General features: G+C 65.0%; 15 protein-coding genes. 14 read left to right on the top strand and 1 reads right to left on the bottom strand.

Annotation, left to right across the window (positions count from 1 at the left end):
* The first annotated feature begins 61 nt into the window (after positions 1 to 61).
* The 7 genes from pgi to FHP25_RS07385 all read left to right on the top strand — a co-directional run bounded on the left by pgi (position 62) and on the right by FHP25_RS07385 (position 11,049).
* A complete protein-coding gene (gene pgi, locus FHP25_RS07415) occupies positions 62 to 1,699 on the top strand; it encodes a glucose-6-phosphate isomerase (RefSeq protein ID WP_147846282.1) in 1,638 nt (545 codons plus the stop codon).
* Between the two features lie 71 nt (positions 1,700 to 1,770).
* Positions 1,771 to 2,790 (top strand): phosphogluconate dehydrogenase (NAD(+)-dependent, decarboxylating), encoded by a 1,020-nt coding sequence (gene gnd, locus FHP25_RS07410; protein ID WP_147846281.1) that lies wholly within the window; start codon positions 1,771 to 1,773, stop codon positions 2,788 to 2,790.
* Positions 2,791 to 2,807: 17 nt separating this feature from the next.
* Positions 2,808 to 4,865, top strand: coding sequence for a transketolase (gene tkt, locus FHP25_RS07405; protein ID WP_147846280.1), 2,058 nt, complete (start codon positions 2,808 to 2,810; stop codon positions 4,863 to 4,865).
* A 103-nt stretch (positions 4,866 to 4,968) separates the two neighbouring features.
* Positions 4,969 to 6,462 (top strand): glucose-6-phosphate dehydrogenase, encoded by a 1,494-nt coding sequence (gene zwf, locus FHP25_RS07400; protein WP_231712240.1) that lies wholly within the window; start codon positions 4,969 to 4,971, stop codon positions 6,460 to 6,462.
* A 30-nt stretch (positions 6,463 to 6,492) separates the two neighbouring features.
* Positions 6,493 to 7,749 carry a ribose-5-phosphate isomerase RpiA gene (gene rpiA / locus FHP25_RS42435; protein WP_147846278.1) on the top strand — a complete coding sequence of 419 codons (1,257 nt, stop codon included), beginning with the start codon at positions 6,493 to 6,495 and terminating at the stop codon, positions 7,747 to 7,749.
* Between the two features lie 303 nt (positions 7,750 to 8,052).
* The gene (locus FHP25_RS07390) at positions 8,053 to 9,252 is read left to right on the top strand and encodes a serine hydrolase domain-containing protein (protein ID WP_147846277.1); all 1,200 of its coding nucleotides are present in this window, start codon (positions 8,053 to 8,055) and stop codon (positions 9,250 to 9,252) included.
* Between the two features lie 111 nt (positions 9,253 to 9,363).
* Positions 9,364 to 11,049, top strand: coding sequence for a flavin-containing monooxygenase (locus FHP25_RS07385; RefSeq protein ID WP_147846276.1), 1,686 nt, complete (start codon positions 9,364 to 9,366; stop codon positions 11,047 to 11,049).
* A gap of 298 nt (positions 11,050 to 11,347) precedes the next feature.
* Here FHP25_RS07385 and FHP25_RS07380 read toward each other — a convergent pair whose 3' ends face one another.
* Complete coding sequence (locus tag FHP25_RS07380; protein WP_147846275.1) at positions 11,348 to 12,217, bottom strand: alpha/beta fold hydrolase; 870 nt, start codon at positions 12,215 to 12,217, stop codon at positions 11,348 to 11,350.
* Between the two features lie 389 nt (positions 12,218 to 12,606).
* On the opposite strand from FHP25_RS07380, the gene FHP25_RS07375 reads away from it, so the two are divergent.
* The 7 genes from FHP25_RS07375 to FHP25_RS07345 all read left to right on the top strand — a co-directional run bounded on the left by FHP25_RS07375 (position 12,607) and on the right by FHP25_RS07345 (position 21,180).
* Positions 12,607 to 13,986, top strand: a complete 1,380-nt coding sequence (locus FHP25_RS07375; protein WP_178133360.1) for an ABC transporter substrate-binding protein — start codon at positions 12,607 to 12,609, stop codon at positions 13,984 to 13,986.
* 9 nt (positions 13,987 to 13,995) lie between these two features.
* The gene (locus tag FHP25_RS07370) at positions 13,996 to 14,913 is read left to right on the top strand and encodes a carbohydrate ABC transporter permease (protein WP_147846273.1); all 918 of its coding nucleotides are present in this window, start codon (positions 13,996 to 13,998) and stop codon (positions 14,911 to 14,913) included.
* Positions 14,910 to 15,830: a carbohydrate ABC transporter permease gene (locus FHP25_RS07365; RefSeq protein WP_147846272.1), complete on the top strand. Its 921-nt coding sequence runs from the start codon at positions 14,910 to 14,912 to the stop codon at positions 15,828 to 15,830. Before FHP25_RS07370 ends, FHP25_RS07365 begins: the two co-directional genes overlap by 4 nt.
* 19 nt (positions 15,831 to 15,849) lie before the next feature.
* A complete protein-coding gene (locus FHP25_RS07360) occupies positions 15,850 to 16,752 on the top strand; it encodes a carbohydrate ABC transporter permease (RefSeq protein WP_178133359.1) in 903 nt (300 codons plus the stop codon).
* 92 nt (positions 16,753 to 16,844) lie between these two features.
* Positions 16,845 to 17,660 carry a carbohydrate ABC transporter permease gene (locus tag FHP25_RS07355; protein WP_147846270.1) on the top strand — a complete coding sequence of 272 codons (816 nt, stop codon included), beginning with the start codon at positions 16,845 to 16,847 and terminating at the stop codon, positions 17,658 to 17,660.
* A 287-nt stretch (positions 17,661 to 17,947) separates the two neighbouring features.
* Entirely contained in the window at positions 17,948 to 18,934 is a 987-nt protein-coding gene (locus FHP25_RS07350; protein WP_147846269.1) for a hypothetical protein, read from the top strand.
* Between the two features lie 533 nt (positions 18,935 to 19,467).
* Complete coding sequence (locus tag FHP25_RS07345; RefSeq protein WP_147846268.1) at positions 19,468 to 21,180, top strand: ABC transporter substrate-binding protein; 1,713 nt, start codon at positions 19,468 to 19,470, stop codon at positions 21,178 to 21,180.
* Positions 21,181 to 21,241 lie beyond the last annotated feature (61 nt).

The following is a 21,241-nucleotide window of genomic DNA, read 5'->3' as shown; positions in this document are numbered from 1 at the left end:
CACGGATGACGACCCGACCCGTCGGCGCACACGCGCTTCGACCTCCACCAGGGAACCATCAATGACTGTATCCGCCTTGCGCGCGCTGCCCGCCTGGATGGCGCTGGAGAAGCACTATCGGCAGATCAAGGACCTGCATCTGCGGCAGCTCTTCGCCGAGGATGGCAACCGCGGGGAAAGGCTCGCCGTCCAGGCAGCCGGATTCTATCTCGACTATTCCAAGAACCGCATCACGGACGAAACGCTGACACTGCTGCTGCAGCTGGCATCCGAGGCCGGCCTGCGCGGACATATCGACGCCATGTTCCGCGGCGACAGGATCAACGTCTCGGAGAACCGCTCGGTGCTGCACGTGGCGCTGCGCACGCCCCGGGGCGCGGTCGTCATGCATGACGGCCAGAACGTGGTGCCGGAGGTCCATGCCGTCCTCGACAAGATGGCGGCCTTCGCCGACCGGCTGCGCAGTGGCGCGTGGAGGGGCCATACCGGCAAGCGCATCCGCAACGTTATCAACATCGGCATCGGTGGATCGGATCTCGGACCGGTCATGGCCTACGAAGCGCTGAGACACTACAGCGCGCGGGAGATGGTCTTCCGCTTCGTCTCCAACGTCGACGGCACGGACTTCGCCGAGGCGGTGCATGGCCTCGATCCTGCGGAAACCCTGTTCATCGTCTCCTCAAAGACCTTCACCACCTTGGAGACGATGACCAACGCGCATACCGCCCGTGACTGGCTGCTGGCCGGCCTGAACGGCGCGCAAGCTGCCATCGCCCGGCATTTCGTCGCCGTCTCCACCAATGCCCAGGAGGTGGCGAGGTTCGGCATCGATACCGCCAACATGTTCGGCTTCTGGGACTGGGTCGGTGGCCGCTACTCCATGGACTCGGCTATCGGCCTTTCGACCATGCTCGCCGTCGGCCCGGACAATTTCCGCGCCATGCTGGCCGGCTTCCATGAGATGGACGAGCATTTCCGCACCGCTCCCTTCGAGCGCAACCTGCCGGTGCTGATGGGCCTGCTCTCGGTCTGGTACACCGATTTCTTCGGCGCCCAGACCGTGGCCGTGCTGCCCTACGATCAGTACCTGAAGCGCTTTCCGGCCTATCTCCAGCAGCTCACCATGGAGAGCAACGGCAAGCACGTGACGTGGGACGGCGCGACCGTCGACTATGACACAGGGCCGATCTACTGGGGCGAGCCGGGCACCAACGGCCAGCACTCCTTCTATCAGCTGATCCATCAGGGCACCCGGCTCATACCCTGCGATTTCATCGCCTTCGCCCGCACCCTCAATCCGCTGGGCAGACACCACGACATGCTGCTGGCCAACGTCTTCGCCCAGGCGGAAGCCCTTGCCTTCGGCAAGACCGAAGAGCAGGTGAAAGCCGAAGGCACGCCCGGCTGGCTGGTGCCGCATCGGCTGTTCGAGGGCAATCGCCCGTCGAGCACGCTGCTGCTCGACTCGCTGACGCCTGCCACGCTCGGCAAGCTGGTTGCGCTCTACGAGCACAGCGTCTTCACCCAGGGAACGATCTGGCGCATCGATTCGTTCGACCAGTGGGGCGTGGAGCTGGGCAAGGCGCTGGCCCAGCGGATCCTTCCCGAGCTTGAGAGTTCGGTGCAACCCGAGCTCGACCATGACAGCTCGACCAACGAGCTGATCCGGCGCTACCGCAAGCTCAAGGGAGGTGATTGATGCCGCGGGGATGACGGCTTCTGCTCGGCGCCGCTGTCGGGAACGTCGATCTCTTGGAGGAGGACTGACACGTGCAACTCGGAATGATCGGCCTCGGCCGCATGGGCGCGAACATGGTGCGTCGTCTTGTGAAGGGCGACCATCAATGCGTGGTGTTCGACAGGTCGGCCGAGGCGGTGGCCGAGCTGGTCAAGGAGAAGGCCGTCGGCGCCGCTTCGCTGGCAGAGTTCGCGACGACCCTCGCAAAACCGCGCGCGGTCTGGCTGATGGTGCCGGCGGGCGTGGTGGACAGGTCGATCGCCGACCTGCTGCCGCATCTGGAGCCGGGCGACATCCTGATCGATGGCGGCAATTCCTACTATGTCGACGACATCCGCCGCGCCAGGGAGCTGGCCTCCAGGAGCATCCATTATGTGGATGTCGGCACCAGCGGCGGCGTCTGGGGCCTGGAACGGGGCTATTGCATGATGGTCGGCGGAGAACCCGACATCGTCAGGTATCTCGCTCCGATCTTCGCCACCCTCTCGCCGGGCCGCGGCGACATCCCACGCACGCCGGGGCGCGAGACGGCGGGCGGGACGTCCGAGCAGGGCTGGCTGCGCTGCGGACCCAACGGCGCCGGTCATTTCGTGAAGATGGTGCACAACGGCATCGAGTACGGCGTGATGGCGGCCTACGCCGAAGGAATGGCCGTGCTGAAGGCGGCGAATATCGGCACGAAGGCCGCCGTCGCCGATGCCGAGACCACGCCGCTGCGCGACCCCGAGCACTACCAATACGATCTCGACCTGCCGGACATTGCCGAAGTGTGGCGCCGCGGCAGCGTCATTGCCTCCTGGCTGCTCGATCTGAGCGCCGCGGCCCTGATCCGGGACCCCGCCCTGTCGACGTTCGCCGGCCGGGTATCGGATTCGGGCGAAGGCCGCTGGACGATCAAGGCCGCGATCGACGAGGGTGTGCCCGCGCATGTGTTGTCCTGCGCCCTCTACGAGCGGTTCAGCTCGCGCGGCGAAGCCGATTTCGCCGACAGGCTCCTCTCGGCCATGCGCTACGAGTTCGGCGGACATATCGAGAAGCCGGCCGGCTCCTAGCGATGGAGGCGAGCAGCATGACCCAGGCGGAGCTCGACCAACTGGCGATCAACACGATCCGCACACTGTCGATCGATGCCGTCCAGCAGGCCAAATCGGGCCATCCCGGCACGCCAATGGCGCTGGCGCCGCTGGTCTATACGCTGTGGAACCGGGTCATGCGCTTCGACCCGAAAGATCCGATCTGGCCCAATCGCGACCGCTTCATCCTGTCCAACGGCCATGCCTCGATGCTGCTGTGGTCTCTGCTGTATCTGACGGGTACCCGCGCGGTGAACGCGGATTATGAGCGGTTGGGCGAACCATCGGTCAGCCTCGACGATATCCGCCACTTCCGCCAGCTCGGCAGCAAGGCGCCGGGACATCCAGAGTATCACTGGGTGTCGGGCGTCGAGGCGACGACCGGCCCGCTGGGCCAGGGGATCGCCACCAGCGTCGGCATGGCCATCGCGCGCAAGTGGCTCGCCAGCCGCTACAATCGGCCCGGCTTCGACCTCTTCGACTATAATATCTACGCGATTTGCGGTGACGGCTGCCTGATGGAGGGCGTGGGTGCCGAGGCCGCGTCGCTCGCCGGCCATCTCGGCCTCGACGACCTGTGCTGGATCTACGACAACAACCACATCACCATCGAAGGCGATACCGGCATCACCTTCACCGAGGACGTCGCGGCACGCTTCCTTGCCTATCGCTGGAACGTGCTGCGGGTCGGCGACGCCAATGACCTGCAGCGCATCGAAGATGCGCTCGCGATATTCCGCAAGACCGAGGGCCGGCCGACGCTGATCATCCTCGATAGCCATATCGGCTACGGCTCGCCCAACAAGATCGACACCGCCGCCGCCCATGGCGAGCCTCTGGGCGAGGGCGAAATCCGCCTCGCCAAGCAAGCCTATGGCTGGCCCGAAGATGCCAGGTTCCTTGTCCCCGATGGCGTCACGGCGACGTTCGAGGCCGGCATCGGCGCGCGCGGTGCCGCCTGCCGCAGCGCCTGGGAAACGTTGTTCGCCGACTATCGCCGGGAGCTGCCCGACCTCGCCATCGAGATCGACCAGATGCAGCGGCGCGATCTGCCGGCTGGCTGGGATCGCGACCTGCCGCGCTTTCCCGCCGACCCCAAGGGCATCGCCGGACGCGACGCCTCGGGCGAGGTGCTGAACAGGCTGGCCCGGAACATCCCCTGGTTTCTGGGCGGCTCGGCGGATCTCGGGCCATCGACCAAGACGACGCTGAAATTTGCCGGTGCCGGCGACTTCCAGGCTGACAATCCGGGCGGCCGCAACTTCCACTTCGGGATCCGCGAGCACGCCATGGCGGCGATCGTCAACGGCCTGTCGCTTTCGAAGCTGAGGGCTTTCGGCGCCACCTTCTTCATCTTCAGCGACTATGCCCGGCCGGCCATTCGGCTCTCCGCCCTCATGGAGCTGCCGACCATTTTCGTCTTCACCCACGACGCCATGGGCGATGGCGAGGATGGGCCGACGCATCAGCCGGTGGAGCAGCTGATCTCGCTGCGCGCCGTCCCCGGCCTGGTCATGCTGCGGCCGGCCGACGCCAATGAGGTTGTCGAGGCCTATCGCCACGTCCTGCAGCTGCGACATCAGCCGGCGGCGATCGCCCTCTCCCGCCAGCCGCTGCCCACGTTCGATCGCACCCGGTACGCGTCGGCAGCCGGTGTCGCGCGCGGCGCCTACGTCATGGCGGATGCGGCAGGCGGACCGCCGGAGATCATCCTCATCGCTTCGGGCAGCGAGGTCTCCCTGATCGTGCAGGCGCACGAGGCGTTGAGCGCGCGCGGCATTCGTTCACGCGTCGTCTCCATGCCGTCCTGGGACATCTTTGAGCACCAGCCGACATCGTATCGGGAGTCGGTCCTGCCGCCCGCCGTGAAGCTGCGTCTTGCCGTCGAGCAGGCATCGGCGCTGGGCTGGGAGCGCTATGTCGGCGACCATGGCCGCGTCATCGGCATGAAGGCCTTCGGCCAGTCGGCGCCGCTCAAGGAGCTGCAGCGCAAGTTCGGCTTCGAGCCCGAGCGCGTCCTTGCCGTCGCCTTGGAAATGCTCGCGGCCAAGTGAGGGGCAAAGGCAGGAGGAAGGCATGTCGAACAGGCAGGACCGCCCAGCCCAGGCCAATGCTTCGGCCAAAGCCGGCACGGTTGCGGTTGCGCCGCCCTGCGCCATGGTGATTTTCGGCGCCGCCGGCGACCTGACGAAGCGCCTGGTCGTTCCGGCGCTCTACAATCTGGTGAGTGCCAGGCGCTTGCCGGCAGGATTTCAGCTGGTCGGCGTTGATCGCGTCGCCAGGACCGCGGAGGAATGGCGCACGGACCTCGGCGAGGCGATGAAGGGGTTCGTCGCCCATGGCGGCGGCGAATTCGAGGCGGATCATATTGATGAGGCTGCCTGGCGATGGCTGACCGGCCGCATGACCTATCTGCAGGGCGACCTGACGGAGCCGACCACCTACAGGAGACTGGGCGAGCATCTCGCAGGCCTCGACAAGGCCGCCGGCACGGCAGGCAACCACCTGTTCTACTTGGCGGTCGCCGATCGCTTCTTCAGCGTCGTGGTGGCGGCCCTGGGATCGGCGGGCCTGGTGAGCGAGGCCGAGGGCCAATGGCGGCGTGTCGTCATCGAGAAGCCGTTCGGGCATGATCTGCCTTCAGCCAAGGCCCTCAATGCCTCGATCCTGGAGACGCTCCAGGAACACCAGATCTATCGCATGGACCACTTCCTCGGCAAGGAAACGGTCCAGAACATCATGGCGCTGCGATTTGCGAACGGTCTGTTCGAGCCGCTGTGGAACCGCCAGCATATCGACCATATCCAGATCACGGCGGCGGAGACCGTCGGCGTCGAGCGCCGCGGCAAATTCTACGAGGTGACAGGCGCGCTGCGCGACATGGTGCCCAACCACGTCTTCCAGCTGCTGGCCATGACGGCAATGGAGCCACCGATCTCCTTCGATGCCGATGCCGTGCGGGACAAGAAGGCCGAAGTCATCCAGGCGCTGCGCCCGATGACGTCACGACGGGCGTTGAGGGAGGTCGTGCGCGGGCAATACGACGCCGGCACGGTCCTTGGTCAGCCGGCTCAGGCTTACCGCCACGAGCCCGACGTGGCTGCGGACTCCACCACCGAGACCTTCGTTGCCTGGAAGCTGAAGATCGATAATTGGCGGTGGGCCGGCGTGCCGTTCTACCTGCGCACCGGCAAGTTCATGAGGCGCCGTCGGACGGAAATTGCCGTGCGCTTCCACCAGGCACCCTACACACTTTTCCGCGGCACGGATGTCGAGCGGATGAACCCCAATTGGATGATCCTTCGCATCCAGCCTGACGAGGGCATCGCGCTGGAGTTCGCCGCCAAGCGTCCCGGCCCCTCTGTGACCCTCGGCAATGTGAGCATGGACTTCGCCTACAAGACATATTTCGACATGGCGCCCAACACGGGCTACGAAACGCTGCTCTACGACTGCATGATCGGCGATGCGACGCTGTTCCAGCGGGCCGACAACATCGAAGCAGGCTGGCGAGCGGTGCAGCCCATCCTCGACGCCTGGGCACACAATCCTGCGAAAGATTTTCCCAACTACGCGGCCGGCAGCGACGGTCCAGCGGCGGCAGACGAGCTGCTTGCGCGCGATGGGCGCGCCTGGCGCCCGCTGGCGTGAGCGGACAGGGGAGATCCCCATGGCAACGTCATGAGCGCGACCTCACGCTCGCCAGAAGCCAGCCGGGACGCCTTCAAGCGCGCCGCGGCGGCGGCCGCCGTCGAGCTGGTCGAGGACGGCATGGTCGTCGGACTCGGCACGGGCTCGACCGCGGCCTTCGCTGTCGAGGCCCTGGCGCAGCGGCATGCCCACGGCCTGCGCTTTCTCGGCATCCCTACGTCGGAACGGACGGCGGCCCAGGCCAGGGCCGTGGGCATCCCGCTCACGTCGTTCGTCGAGCATCGGCAGATCGACCTTACGATCGACGGCGCGGACGAGGTGGAACGCGGCACCCTCAATCTCATCAAGGGTCTGGGCGGTGCCTTGCTGCGCGAGAAGATCGTCGCCGCTGCGAGCCGGCGCCTCGCGATCGTCGTCGACGGAGCCAAGCTGGTGGATCGCCTGGGCGCCAATACACCGGTTCCGGTCGAGGTCGTCCCCTTCGGGCTGGAAGCAACCAGCGCATCCCTTGAGGTGCTCGGTGCCAGTGCCCGCCTGCGGCTCACGTCAGCAGGGGATCCTTTCGTCACTGACGGCGGCAATCGCATCATCGACTGCAGCTTCGTCGCGATCGCCGATCCGGCGCGGCTGGAGGAACGCATCCGACGCATCGTCGGGGTCGTCGAGAGCGGCCTTTTCATCGGCCGCGCCCATATGGTCTTCGTCGCCGATCCGGATGGCGTCCATCGCCTTGACAGCGCTCACGTCCACAGAGGGAAGCCGCCCGTTCTCGTGGTCATGGGCGTGTCGGGCTCGGGCAAGTCGACGATCGCGCAGGAGCTGGCGGCGCGTCTCGGCTGGGCGTTCGAGGAGGGCGACGCGCTGCATCCGGAGTCGAACGTCGCGAAGATGCACGCCGCAATCGCCCTGACGGACGAAGACCGCCAGCCCTGGCTCGCGCGCGTCGCTGCCTGGATCGACGGCCAGCGTGACAGGAAGCAGCCGGGCATCATCACCTGCTCCGCGCTCAAGCGGTCCTATCGTCGGATCATCATCGGCGATCGGCCTGAAGTGCGGCTGGTCTACCTTCGCGGTGGCCACGACGTCATTGCCGAACATCTGGCCGGACGCAGCGGCCATTTCATGCCGGCGAGCCTGCTGCAAAGCCAGATCGATACCCTCGAGGAACCGTCTGCCGATGAGGATCCCTTGACCGTCGATGTCGGCCCGCCGGCCGGGCAGGTCGCCGAGGAGATCATCCGCCGCCTCGGTTCCTCCACAGTAGTCCACTCCGGTCAGCATCGCTGACATGCCTTGGCGAGAAAAATCCAGGCTCGATGCCGAAGGCGAAATGCGTAGCCGATCAAGAGAAATGCGTCTAATCTTCCCGAGGCTCGGTCGAAATTCGTACGGACCTGGAGCCATATCGTGATCAAGGTGCCAATCGCTCTGCTGCTACGGACGCGGTCGGACTTTCGTTCCCAACCGGTGTTGGGGTATCGGACTGGAAGCTGATTTTCAGCGCGCTACGACGATTGACGTCCACGTAGACCGCCCACGGCCTGTCGAGAAGCAGGGTCAATTCTGGCCTACTTCAACGGGAGGACGCCAATGGGTAACGGCTTGAAAAGCGCATGTGATGGGATCCTCCAGAAGGTCGTGACCGGCAAGCCGCGCGTTGCAGGCGTCGTGGCGATGATCACCAGCGGCACGGCCAACATCTATGAGGGCGCTGCCGGCGAGCGTGTCCTTGGCGGTGGCCAGGCGATGACGACCGACACCGTCTTTGCCATCTTCTCGACGACAAAGGCGATCACCGGCACGGCGGTCCTGCAATGTCTCGAGGAAGGAAAGCTCGACCTCGATGCCCCCGCCAGAACCTACGTGCCTGAAATCGGCAAGCTCGAGGTGCTCGAAGGCTTCGATGCGAGTGGCAAGCCCAGGCTGCGGGCGCCGAAGCGCGACATCACCACCCGCATGCTGATGCTGCACACGGCCGGCCTGGGTTACGACTTCTTCAACGCCAACTACTTGCGCATGGCGCAAGAGCATGGCCAGCCGAGCGTGGTGACCTGCTCGAAGGCCTCATTGATGACTCCCCTGCTGTTCGATCCCGGTGACAAATGGGAATACGGCAGCAACATCGACTGGTGCGGCCAGATCGTCGAGAGCATTCGCGGCAAGCGCCTCGGCGACGTGATGAAGGAGCGGATCTTCGCGCCGCTCGGCATGGAGGACATCGCCTTCTCGCTGACCGCCTCGATGCGGTCGCGGCTTGCTGTCATCCATCAGCGTGAAGCCGATGGGTCGCTGACTCCCCTCCCCGATATGCAGCTGCCCCCTGATCCGGAAGTCCACATGGGTGGCCATGGGCTCTACGCCTCGATCGGCGAGTATATGAAATTCATCCGCCTGTGGCTGGGCGATGGAATGGGACCGCATGGCCGCGTGCTCAAGGAGGAGACGGTCGAGGCCGCCGTCCGCAACGGACTGCAGGCCCACCAGACAGTGGTCATGCTGCCCGGCATCATCCCGACGCTGTCGAACGATGCCGAGTTCTTCCCCGGCCTGAAGAAATCCTGGTCCTATACCTTCATGGTCAACGACGAGGCCGCGCCGACCGGCAGGCCGGCCGGCGCCATCGGCTGGGCCGGGCTCGCCAACACGTTCTACTGGATCGATCGAAAGAACGGGTTCGGCGGATACTGGGCGACGCAGATCCTGCCTTTCGGCGACCCGGTTTCGTTCGGCGGTTATCTGGAGCTTGAGACGGCCACCTACGCGACCGGCGAGGCCCGCGCGGCGGCATGATGCCGCCAGGCAGGCGATCGTCCCGCCTGCCGTCAGCGGAATTCGCCTTGGATCAGCGACAGGGAAACCAGGACAAGGCTGCAAAGGAGCGCTCAAAACAGGAGGTGCACCATGACCACTGCGCAAGGCAGCGCGCCAGGGGCAGGCGCGAAAGCCGATTTCGATGCCATCATCATCGGCGCCGGGTTCTCCGGCATGTACATGCTCCATTCGCTGCGCGACAAGCTCGACATGAACGCGACCGTGTTCGAGGCCGGCGACGGCGTCGGCGGCACCTGGTACTGGAACCGCTATCCCGGCGCGCGCTGCGACTCCGACAGCTACATCTACTGCTACACGTTCGACAAGAACCTGCTCCAGGAATGGACCTGGTCGGAGCGCTATCCCGAGCAGGACGAGATCCTGCGCTACCTGGAGCATTGCGCCGAACGCTTCGACCTCAAGCCGGACATCCAGTTCGGAAAACGCGTCGTCGGGATGGCCTTCGATGACAGCACCGAGCTTTGGACAGTGCGCACCGACAAGGGCGACGTCGCTACGGCGCGCTTCGTCATCACCGCGGTCGGCGCGCTGTCGGCCGCCAACACGCCGCCGTTCAAGGGTTTGGAGACATTCAAGGGCAAGTGGTATCATACCAGCCAGTGGCCGCACGACGGCGTCGACTTCACCGCCAGGCGGGTCGGCGTCATAGGCACCGGCGCCACCGCGGTGCAGGCCATCCCGGAGATCGCGCAGCAGGCCAAGCACCTGACGGTCTTCCAGCGCACGCCGGCCTTCTGCGTGCCGGCGCGCAACGGCCGCGTCGATCCCGAGGTCACCAAGGCACGCAAGGCCGATTACGAGGGAATTCGCCAGCGCATCAAGGACTCGTTCTTCGGCTTCGAGCTCAGCTTCCTGCCGAAGGCGGTGCTCGACACCACGCCGGAGGAGCGGGAGCAGGAGTTCGACAGGATGTGGGACGCCGGCGGCTTCGCATTCTGGCTGGCCAACTACCAGGACATGTTCTTCTCCAAGGAGGCGAACGATGTCATTGCCGACTACCTCAAGCGCAAGATCCGCTCGACCGTCAACGATCCTGTGGTGGCCGAGAAGCTGACCCCGAAGAACTATCCCTATGGCACCAAGCGCCAGCCGCTGGACACCAACTATTTCGAAACCTTCAACAAGAAGAACGTGCTGCTGGTGGATGCGAGCACCGATGGCCCGATCGAGGAAATCACGCCGACCGGCATTCGCGCCGGCGGCAAGGAGCATCCGCTCGACATCATCGTGGTCGCCACCGGCTTCGACGCGTTGACGGGCCCGCTGAAGAAGCTCGGCATCAAGGGGCGCGGCGGCAGGATGCTGGCGCAGGAGTGGGAGCTTGGCCCGCAGACCTATCTCGGCGTGGCCATAGCCGGCTACCCGAACCTGTTCACGATCACGGGCCCGCAAAGCCCCTCGGTGCTGTCGAACATGCCGGTGTCGATCGAGCAGCACGTCGAGTGGATCACCGAATGCATCGCCCACATGCGACGCAACAAGCTTTCGACCATCGAGGCGACGGCGCAGGCGCAGGATGCGTGGGGCGCCCATGTCGCGGAGATCGTCAGCTCGACCCTGATGCCCGGCGCCAACTCCTGGTACATGGGCGCCAACATCGACGGCAAGGCGCGCCGCTTCCTGCCGTATCTCGGCCCCGAAGGCGTCAGCGGCTATCGCCGGAAGTGTGCCGAGATCGCCGACAAGGGCTATGAGGGCTTCGTGTTCGCGCGCCAGGGCCAGGGCGGCACGATGCAGCCGATTGCCGCCGAATAGACCGGCGATCCCGCCGGGAGCGGCGGCCGGTGCCGCCACTCCCGGCGGGCGCAGGGCGATCGAATAGGGCTTCTGTCATCCTGAGCGAAGCGAAGGATCTCTTGAGCCGTCGATCCGCACGGACCGTCAAAGAAGCCCGCATCTTGCGTCGTTGATGGCTCCGCGCGGGCCAATGGTTCAAGGGATCCTTCGCTTCGCTCAGGATGACAAGGCTGTCGCCAACGCCATATGCGATCGCCCTGCGGCGCGGTGGCCGCAGAAGCGCTCGAGGTCCGGAGCCGCAGGTCCACGACGAAGCTCACGGGTCCCGTTGCAGCCATTCCACGACCAGGCGCGTTATCTCGGCCGGCCGCTCCCGATGCAGAAAATGGCCGCATCCCTCGACTATTCGCCATTCGTAGGGGCCCCTGAAGAACTCCTTCTGACGCGCGAGCATTTCACCGCGAAGGTCGTTGGAGCCGCACAGCGCCAGTGTCGGCACGGCGATCGGCCGGTTGCTGGCGTCCCTGAGCTCGGCCAGGGCCGGATCGGCGTTCGCGGGATCGAACAATGCCCGGTAGTAGGCCAGCGCTGCCGACAGCGCGCCAGGAAGCGCAAGCATCTGCTTGACGTCAGCGAGGTGCGCGGCGTCCTCGTGCCCCGGCGACCAGTAGCTCCAGAGGTAGTCCACGAAGGCGAAGTCGTTCGCGGCAATGGCGGCCTCCGGCAGCGCCGCCAGCTGGAAGAACCACCAGTGGAACGAGCGGTGGATGTGCTGCGGCGAGGCGAGCAGCGTTCGCCGCATCTCAGCCGGATGGGCGACCGCCATCACCACGGCGCGGCGGACCAATTCAGGAAAAGCGGCGGCGACGGCGTAGGTGATCCCGGCGCCCCAGTCCTGGCCCACGAGGAACGCGGGCTCGCCGCCGCCCAGGGCGACGATCAATTCCTTCAGATCGAGCGCCAGGGTAGCGCGATCATAGTATCCCTGGGCGGGGATCTCGGTGGGTGGGTAGCCGCGCAGAAACGGCGCCACCACATGGAAGCCCGCCGCCGCCAGGGCGGGAATCTGGCGGCTCCAGGTTCGAGCGTTGTCTGGAAATCCGTGAACCAGGATGACGGTCGGCCCGCTTCCAGCCTCGAGACAGGCAAGCTCGATCCCATTGGCCCTGACCCGGCGCGTTTCCATGACCTTCTCCTCTATCTCCGATCTTTCCGGGAGATGATCGACGCGAAACCGATGCAGCTCACCACGGCCGCGGCAGTTTGATGCCGTTCAGATCCCGATTGTCGGACGGCCATCCTGACGAATGTCTGACATCCGACATATTTGTTGGTCGTGAGCAGAATTCTACTTCCCAAGTCGGCGCGCGAACTTATGACAGTATTGCTGACTGTATAAAGATACTGCCTCATCTATTTCACACGACTGCCGTTCATTTCTTGCGTAACGTCCAGGTCAACAAAATGAAGCGCCCCTACACGGGTGGCAAGGCGGCCAGGCGCTTGTCGCGTGATGCCGCACCAGCACCAACGTTGCGTCCGAAGCGTTCCGGCGATGAGCTTGGGAGGCAGACGATGAGCACGCTCGGCAGGCGTTCGGTTCTTCGCGGATCGGCAGGACTGGCGGCGGCGGGAGCATTCGCCAGCCCCTATATCGCCAACGCGCAGGCCAGGACGGTAAGCGTCCTGTGGGTCCAGGGCTTCGTCAAGGAGGAAGACGAGGCGTTCAAGAACCTGGTGGCGGCCTACGAGAAGACGAGCGGCAACAGGATCGAGTTCAGCCTGATCCCGTTCGGGCCGGCGATGCAGAAGATCGTCGCGGGGCTGACCAGCGGCGATACGCCCGACATCATGTTCCACGACATCGCCGACCAGGCGGTCGTGCCGCAGAACACCTGGAACGACAAGCTGGTCGACGTGACCGATGTCGTCGAGACCCAGAAGGTTCACTTCCATCCCACGGCCCTGCTGGCCTCCAGCTACTACAACAACGTCACCAAGCGACGCGGCTACACCTACGTGCCGATCAAATGCGCCGTGCTGCCGTTCCACGTCTGGAACTCGATGGTCGAGAAGGCCGGCTTCAAGCTGGCCGACGCGCCCGGGACCTGGGACGCGTTCTGGGATTTCTTCAAGCCGATGCAGAAGAAGCTGCGCGAGACCCAGCGCAACGTCTACGTTCACGGCCTGCAGCCGACCACCAACGGGCCGGCCGACGGCAACAACACCTTCCACCACTTCCTGATCGCCAACGGCGGCAACGACATCGTCACGCCGGACGGCCAGGGGCATCTCGACGATCCCAAGGTGAGGGAGGCCGTGATCAAGTCGCTCGGCTACATCACCACGTCCTACAAGGAAGGCTACGTGCCGCCGGGGGCGCTGAGCTGGAGCGACGCGGACGACAACAACGCCTTCCACGCCAAGCAGATCGTGATGGATCTCGACGGCACCATCTCGACCGAGGTGGCGATGTTCCACGACAAGGAGAAGTACAACGACGCCATCACGTTGAAGCTGCCGAACGACAACGCCGGCCAGCCGATGCGGGCCGAGCTCGGCGCGGCCGGCGCCTTCATCGCCAAGAGCGCGAAGAACGTCGCGGCCGCCAAGGATTTCCTGAAATATGTGATCCAGCCGGACAACGTGAACCTGTACCTGAAGACCGGGCTGGGGCGCTGGCTGCCGCCGATGCCGCACCTGGTGCAGCAGGATCCGTTCTGGCTCAAGGAGGATCCTCATCGCACGGCCTACGCCACCGAGGCCATGATCGACCCGACCGTGCCCAACTATCCGTGCTTCAATCCCGGCTACGCCGAAGTCAACGCGCAGCAGATCTGGGGCATCGCGGTGGCCGACATCGTCAAGGACGGCATGACGGTGCAGGCGGCGGCCGACAAGGCGTTGAAGCGCATCGGCACGATCCTCGCCAAATACCCGGTTGCACGAAGCTGAGGGGTCATCATGAGCACTGAGACCCTCGACGGCGCCGAGCTCCTTGTCAGGTCCCGGCCGCCGTTGCAGCGGATATGGCGGGGCGGCCTGCAGGGCTCGGAATACGCCTGGGCGGTTGCCTTCACGGTTCCCTACATCGCCCTGTTCCTGGCCTTCGTCGCCTATCCGGTCGCCTTTGGCGCCTGGCTGGGGCACGAGCCGGGCCTCTATGCCGAGCTGGCCGAGGATCCGATCTATCAGCGCACGATCGTGAACACGATCCTCTATGTGGGCATCGGCGTGAACCTGAAGATGTTCGGCGCGCTGCTGCTGTCGGGCTTCTTCATGCGGCGCGGCTGGTGGGTCAAGGCGCTGCTGCTCGTCTTCGTGCTGCCCTGGGCGATGCCGGCGCTGCCGTCGTTCATCTCGATCCACTGGATGCTCAACGGCGAATGGGGTCTGCTCAACAATTTCCTGTGGACCGTCTTCGGCATCAACGGGCCGGGCTGGCTCGATACGTCGCGCTGGCTGGCGCTGGGAGCCGTCATCACGTCGCACATCTGGAAGTGGATGCCGTTCTGGACCGTGATCCTGCTGGCCGGCCGCATGGCGATCCCCCAGGAGCTCTACGAGGCGGCCGAGGTGGACGGCGCCACGGGCATGACGCGGTTCACGCACGTCACCTTCCCGCTGCTCGCCAACCTCTACCTCGTGTGCACGCTGCTCTCGACGATCTTCACGCTGGGCGACTTCAACTCGGTGTATTTCGTCTCGGGCGGCGGGCCGGCGCTTTCCACCCATGTGCTGGCCACGCTCGGCATCCGTGACGCCTTCGAGGTCGCGCGGCCCGAGCTCGGCGTGGCGGCCGTGCTGACGGCGCTGCCGCTCATGATCCCGCTGGTGCTGATCCTGATGCGCAAGCTGCGCACGACCGAGGTGACGCTATGACCGTCGCCGTCAACGACGCCGGCCCCACCCTCGCCACAGCCGCGGTGCGCGCCCCGACGGAGCGTGGGCGGCGCGCCCGGCGGCTTCGCCGGTGGAAGGAGACGGGAGCCCTGGGCATCGCCGTCCTGGTGCTGATCTGGACGCTGGTTCCAGTCTACAACATCTTCATGGTGTCCCTCGAGTCGAAGGGCGACGTGTTCACCGAAACGATCTGGCCCGCCAGGCCGTCGCTCGACAGCTTCTGGATCGTCATCACCCAGGGCTACTGGTACCTCGAGGAGTTCTGGCACCAGTTCGCCAACAGCTTCTATATCGGCGTCGGCACCGTGTTCTTCACCCTGGTGATCGGCTCGCTGGCGAGCTTCGCGATCGGCCGGATGCGCGTTCGCTATGGCTGGCTGCTCAGCAACATGGCGCTTTTGACCTATGTGATCCCCGCCTCGTTCCTGGCGATTCCGTTCTATCGGATCATGCAGATCTACGGCCTGACCAACAATCTGTGGTCGGTGATCGCCGCCGAGGTCACCTTCGCGACGCCCTACGCGATCTTCATCTTCCAGCAGTATGGCGTCAGCATTCCGATCGAGCTCGACGAGGCGGCGCGGATCGACGGGGCCTCGCCCTTCCAGGTCTACTGGAAGATCTACCTGCCGCTGATGGCGCCGGCGCTGGTCGCGGTCGGCACCTATGCGCTGCTGCTGGCGTGGAACGAGTATCTCTATCAGTTCCTGCTGCTGTCCTCGAAGCACAGCATGAGCGTGCCGGTGGCGCTGGCCCAGTTCCTCAACAGCGACGAGGCCCCCTGGAACTACATGATGGCGACCGCGATCGTGTATGCGATTCCGCCGGTCGCGATCTACTACGTGTTCCGCCGCCGCATGTCCGCCGGCCTCACCATGGGCGGGGTCAAGGGCTGAGCGCCGCGACGGGGCGGGCGTGAGCAGCGCAGGCCGTACGCAGGCCGCCGGCTCCAGGATCGGGAGGCATCCACCCGGGCGGCGCCTGCAGGGTGCCGAGCGCGCCTGGGCTTTTGCCTTTCTCGTGCCCTATGCCGCCGTCTTCGCCGCCTTCGTCGTCTTTCCCGTGGGCTATGGGCTCTGGATGGCGCGCGACCCCGCCCTCTATGGCGAGCTGGTCGCCGAGCCGCGCTATGCGAGGACCGCGATCAACACCCTCCTCTATGTCGGCTTCGGCGTGAACGTCATGATGTTCAGCGCCCTGCTGCTGTCGGGCTTCTTCCTGCGCCGGCAGTGGTGGGTGCGGGTGCTGCTCGCGATCTTCCTGCTGTGCTGGGCGCTGCCCGCCGTGCCGGCGTTCATCTCCTTCCACTGGATGCTGATCGGCGAGCAGGGCCTGGTTGATTCCCTCCTGCGCGAGCTTTTCGGCCTTCAAGGCCCGATCTGGTTCAACAATTCCTGGCTGGCGCTGGGCTCGAACACCATCGCCTACATCTGGAAATGGCTGCCCTTCTGGACCCTGGTGTTCATCGCCGGCCGGCTGGCGATCCCGCAGGAGATCTGCGAGGCGGCGGCGATCGACGGTGCGGTGGGCGTGCGCCTTTTCCTGCACGTCGTGTTCCCGCTTCTCGCCAACATCTATGTCGTGTGCACCCTGCTCGCGACGCTGTGGACGGTGGGCGACTACACCACCGTGCTCCTGGTGTCCATGGGCGCGCCGGCCAGGACCAGCGACGTGCTGGCGACGCTGGGCATGCACTATGCCTTCGACGCCGCGCAGCCGGAGCTCGGCGTGGCCGCCGTGATGTCGGCCGTTCCCGTGCTGGTGCCGCTGGCGCTGATCCTGATGCGCCGCCTGCACCTGGGCGAGGTGCAGCTGTGAGCCTTGCCGCGCCCCGATCCGGCCTGCCCGCGGCAGTGTGGCGGCGCTCATCCCGGCGCCCGCGCCAGCGGCGCAGGCTCCTTGCTGACGTCGTGGTGTGGGCGCTGGGCCTGGTGCTGCTGGTCTGGTCGCTGCTGCCGACCTACAACATGCTGCTGATCGCGCTCGACGAAGAGGGCGACACCGAATATGCCGGGATCATCTGGCCAGCCGAGCCCACGCTCGATGCCTTCCGTGTCGTGCTGACCGGCGACTACTGGTACCTGCAGCACTTCTGGCTGAAGTTCGCCAACAGCCTGTTCATTGCGCTCGCGACCATGCTGATCACGCTCGCGATCGGCTCGCTGACCGCCTTCGCGCTCGGCCGCATGGGGCTGGCGCGCGGCTGGCTGCTGGGCAACTTCCCGGTTCTCACCTATGCCGTCCCGGCGTCCTTCCTGGTGATCCCGTTCTACCGCATCATGCGTATCTACGGCCTGTCGGATTCCCTCTGGGCGGTCATCGCCGCCGACGTGACCTTCACCACGCCCTACGCCATCCTGATCCTGCACCAATACGCGAAGCTCATTCCCAGGGAACTCGACGAGGCGGCGCAAACCGACGGCGCCACGCCCTGGCAGATCTACCGCCATCTCTACCTGCCGCTGATGGCGCCGGCATTGGCGGCGGTCGGCATGTTTGCGCTGCTGCTCGCCTGGAACGAGTACATCTACCAGTACATTCTGCTCACCTCGGAACGCAAGATGACAGTGGCGGTGGCGATCGCGCAGTTCTTCGACGCCGACGAGGCACCCTGGAACTACATGATGGCCACGGCGATCGTCTACGCCCTGCCGCCGGTGGTGATCTTCTTCGCGCTGCGTCGCTGGATGCTGGCCGGGCTGACGCTTGGCGGCGTCAGGCGCTAGCTCCGGCTTCGATGAAGGTGGGTCGCTGCCGTCATCCCGAGCGCAGCGAGGGATCTCCCGCGAACGGCGCACCGTGCGTCCCGCGCAAGCGATCCTTCTCCTGAGCCTGTTGAAGGGGCGTTCGGGATGACGGACGTATCAGCGCGGCGGCCATTGCGCCACGCCCTGTCCAGACCGTTCCAGTCCTACTCGATTGTCGCGCCAGTCCAAGATCGCGCGGGCCGAGCTCGCTATGATCGCGCCAACTGATTGAACGCACGCTTTTGTCATGGTTGGGGGGAACTATCATGGAAAATGTCGCATCCTGGCCGTTCGAGAAGCGGCTGGAGGACGTGTTCTGGCGCAGCCTGCCGAAAGTGGGACCCGATGCGGCCGAGCAGTTGCGCGCCGCCATCTCCCCGCAGTCGCTCGCCATCATGGCCGGCGTCATCCTCGCCTGGATCGTCTCGCACGCCTTCGGCGCCGGCCAGATCATCGATGCCGTCCTGTTCGCCAGCGGCATTCTCTGCGTCGGGATGGCCGTTTTCTCCGGCATCAACGAGCTCTATGGCTTCGCCGACCGGACCTACAACGCCCGCACGCCGGCCGATCTCGACGACGACGCCGACCACCTCGCCAAGGCGATCGCCATCATCGGCATTGCCGGCGTGATGGCCTGGCTGCTCCGTCGTGCGCCCAACACGTACCTCGCGCCGCGGCCCAGGATCGAGGCGCTGCCCTATACCGGCGGCTGGCGCTACGCGCCGGAGATCATCCCCGATGCGAGCCTGGCGCCCGGCAGGGGCATCACCGCGCTCTGGGGCGACATCAAGGTCTCCATCCAGGGCAGCACCAAGGATCAGGCGCTGGCCCTGGCGCACGAGCTCGGCCATCGGCTTTTCGCCCCGAGGCTCTACCTGCTGCGGCGGTTCCGTATCGAGAGCCGGCACAAATCAATGGCGTACTCCTCGCTCTGGCGATACCTCGAGGAGGCGTTCTGCGAGACGAAGGCGCAGGTCAGCGTCAACGGCTTCCTGCAGTTCATCACTGGCATCACGTTCCCGGTGAAAGGCGGCTATGTCTACCTGCTGCGCGGCGGTGCCGCCAAGAACCTCACCAGCGCCGACTTGATGGCCGGCCACGGTCTTCTGCCCGAGGCCGCCGCGCTGCTGATGCACGGGCTGATCGCCGGGGTGCAGTTCGATCTCTGGTTCAGCCCGCAGCCACCCCCTGCCCAGGCTCCGCCGCCTCCGGCGATGGTGGAACCGCGCCCGTCAGCGGGCAGAAGGTGGTAGCAGCCGCGCCCTTCGCGACCGATCAGAACGCGACGAGCGATCAGACGGCCCGGAAGGCAGCGACATACGGTGAGTGCCGGCCATCGGTCAAAGTAGTCGTGACCGTCATCCCGAGCGCCCTTTCGACAGGCTCAGGAGAGGACATCGCGAATGGCGCATCGCGCGTCCCTCGCAGGAGCCCCCTCTCCCGAGCTTGTCGAAGGAGCGCTCGGGATGACGGGTGTATCAGCGGCCAAAAAGTTATTGAGCGGCAGTAGCCGAGTCTGTCTATGATACGTTGCCTTATGACCGACATCGATAACCGCCGCTCCGCTGATTTTGCGGATCGTTCAACGGACGATGCATGACGTTGTTGTTCGCCGACGCCGACCTGCCGATGAGCACGCTGCGAACGGGTGGACCGTCGCATGGCGAATTGGCTGCTGCCAGCAAGATCCGCCAAGAACGTGCTGTAGGCGGCCCCGCCAACGCGCCTTCCGTGGGCACGCCCAGACGCAGGACCCTTCATCCGAGCTACAGGGAAGGACAAGATCATGAAAGGGCAGAAGGACCGTGCTTTCCCGAACTCACCGCTTGCGACTGAGGTGGAGCGCAGGGCATTTCTGAAATACGCCGGGGCGGGGATGGGCGGCGTGGCGCTTTCGCCGTTTCTTGCCGCCCTGAACCAGGCCGCGGCCGCCGACAGCTGTGAGACCGTGCCGGCCGATAAATCGAAGATGGACTACACCTTCACCGCGGCCTACGCGGCGAGTCCGCCGGCGATCGACGAGGTCGCCTTCACGATGGAGGTGGAGAACCTGATGGCCCTGACCTATGGCGGCGACTTCATGCAGTACAAGCCGGTTTCCGGTCAGTCGCCTGGGGTATGCGTCGCCGACATGGGTGCGCCGGGCAATGAGGGCGTGATCGGTCGCTGGGTGGACAAATGGGAGGGCAGCGCGGATTTCAAGACCTGGACCTTCCATATCAGGCCCGGGATCAAGAGCTGGGCCGGCAACGAAATGACTTCCGCTGACATAACGTGGACCTGGCAACGGGCCTTCGAGATGAAGGCGGTGCGCTACTTCTTTGCCAAGGCGATGTTCCTCGACAAGCCCGACGATATCGAGGTAATCGACAAATACACTGTACGCTTTCACTTGCAGAAACCCTCTCCCGTCATCCTGAAGCTGATGGCCATGAGCTACTACGGGGGGCCGTTCGACGCGACAGAAGCCAAAAAGCACGCCACCGCGGGCGATCCGTGGGCCAAAAACTGGCTCAAGAGCAACGACGCCGGGTTCGGTCCCTACCACATCGTGAAGAACATTCCCGGCCAGGAGATGGAGCTCACGCGCAACGAGAACTATCAGCCGAAGCCGCCGATCAAGCGCATCCTCATTCGTGTCGTGCCCGACGCCGCCACCCGGATGGCGCTCATCGAACGCGGCGCGCTCGACTACGCCATGCGCCTTCCCGAGCGCAGCCTGCAGGCGCTGGCGAAGAACCCGGCTGTGCAGATCGTCCGCGCCCGGGCGAACTTCATTCCGTACATCGGCCCGGTCGCGACCAACGAAATCATGGCCAAGACAAAAGTGCGGCAGGCCATGGCCTGGGCGACGCCGTACGACGAGATCCGCGAGAAGGTCTATTTCAACCAGGGAACCCCCATCAAAAGCATCACGCCGGCGATCTTTCCCAACTACACGGATCGCTTCTGGGTCTACAAGCGCGACCCTGCCCGTGCGAAGGCCCTGCTTGCCGAGGCAGGCTATCCGAATGGTTTTGATCTGAAGCTTTCCTTCGACAACTCGATCGAGGAGATGTCCGAGGCAGCGGTCCTCATCAAGGCGGCCTACGACTCGGTCGGCATTCGCACCACGCTCGATCCGCTGCCTGCTGCGGTCTACTCGGAGCGCAAGGTCAAGCGTCAGCTCATGTGCCAGGTCGACAACTTCCAGTGGCCGTGGATCGCCGATACTGGCTATACCGGCTGGGTCTACCTCGGCAATCCCGAGACCACCGTCAACAACTCGGTCTATTTCAACCATCCCGAGTTCAACCGGCTGGTGACCGACATGATGCAGATGCCGCTGGGCGAGGAGCGGACGAAGATGGATCTTCGCGTTCAGGAGCTCGCGGCCGAGGAAGTGCCTTGGATCTTCCTGGTCGAGCCAGGATGGCGCGAGGCCTTGAAGAAAGAGTGGACAAATTTCCACTGGTATCCAGACAACAATTTACATTTCGAATGGCTTTACAAGGCCTGAACGTTGTGACCGCGCCGCCCTGGGACAGGGAAACGGGGTTGCGCAGGCGCACTTGCAGGCG

The organism is Vineibacter terrae (assembly GCF_008039615.1).
GTDB lineage: Bacteria > Pseudomonadota > Alphaproteobacteria > Reyranellales > Reyranellaceae > Vineibacter > Vineibacter terrae.
Note: the sequence above shows the minus strand (reverse complement) of the source record. Positions and strands in the feature narration are given on the sequence as shown.

What these genes read in the sequence shown, in the direction of transcription:
- FHP25_RS07390 (WP_147846277.1), top strand. Translation starts at nt 8,053, where the DNA reads ATGGGTAACGGCTTGAAAAGCGCATGTGATGGGATCCTCCAGAAGGTC.
- rpiA (WP_147846278.1), top strand. Translation starts at nt 6,493, where the DNA reads ATGAGCGCGACCTCACGCTCGCCAGAAGCCAGCCGGGACGCCTTCAAG.
- zwf (WP_231712240.1), top strand. Translation starts at nt 4,969, where the DNA reads ATGGTGATTTTCGGCGCCGCCGGCGACCTGACGAAGCGCCTGGTCGTT.
- FHP25_RS07385 (WP_147846276.1), top strand. Translation starts at nt 9,364, where the DNA reads ATGACCACTGCGCAAGGCAGCGCGCCAGGGGCAGGCGCGAAAGCCGAT.
- FHP25_RS07370 (WP_147846273.1), top strand. Translation starts at nt 13,996, where the DNA reads ATGAGCACTGAGACCCTCGACGGCGCCGAGCTCCTTGTCAGGTCCCGG.
- FHP25_RS07345 (WP_147846268.1), top strand. Translation starts at nt 19,468, where the DNA reads ATGAAAGGGCAGAAGGACCGTGCTTTCCCGAACTCACCGCTTGCGACT.
- FHP25_RS07350 (WP_147846269.1), top strand. Translation starts at nt 17,948, where the DNA reads ATGGAAAATGTCGCATCCTGGCCGTTCGAGAAGCGGCTGGAGGACGTG.
- pgi (WP_147846282.1), top strand. Translation starts at nt 62, where the DNA reads ATGACTGTATCCGCCTTGCGCGCGCTGCCCGCCTGGATGGCGCTGGAG.
- FHP25_RS07380 (WP_147846275.1), bottom strand. Translation starts at nt 12,217, where the DNA reads ATGGAAACGCGCCGGGTCAGGGCCAATGGGATCGAGCTTGCCTGTCTC.
- FHP25_RS07375 (WP_178133360.1), top strand. Translation starts at nt 12,607, where the DNA reads ATGAGCACGCTCGGCAGGCGTTCGGTTCTTCGCGGATCGGCAGGACTG.
- FHP25_RS07365 (WP_147846272.1), top strand. Translation starts at nt 14,910, where the DNA reads ATGACCGTCGCCGTCAACGACGCCGGCCCCACCCTCGCCACAGCCGCG.
- tkt (WP_147846280.1), top strand. Translation starts at nt 2,808, where the DNA reads ATGACCCAGGCGGAGCTCGACCAACTGGCGATCAACACGATCCGCACA.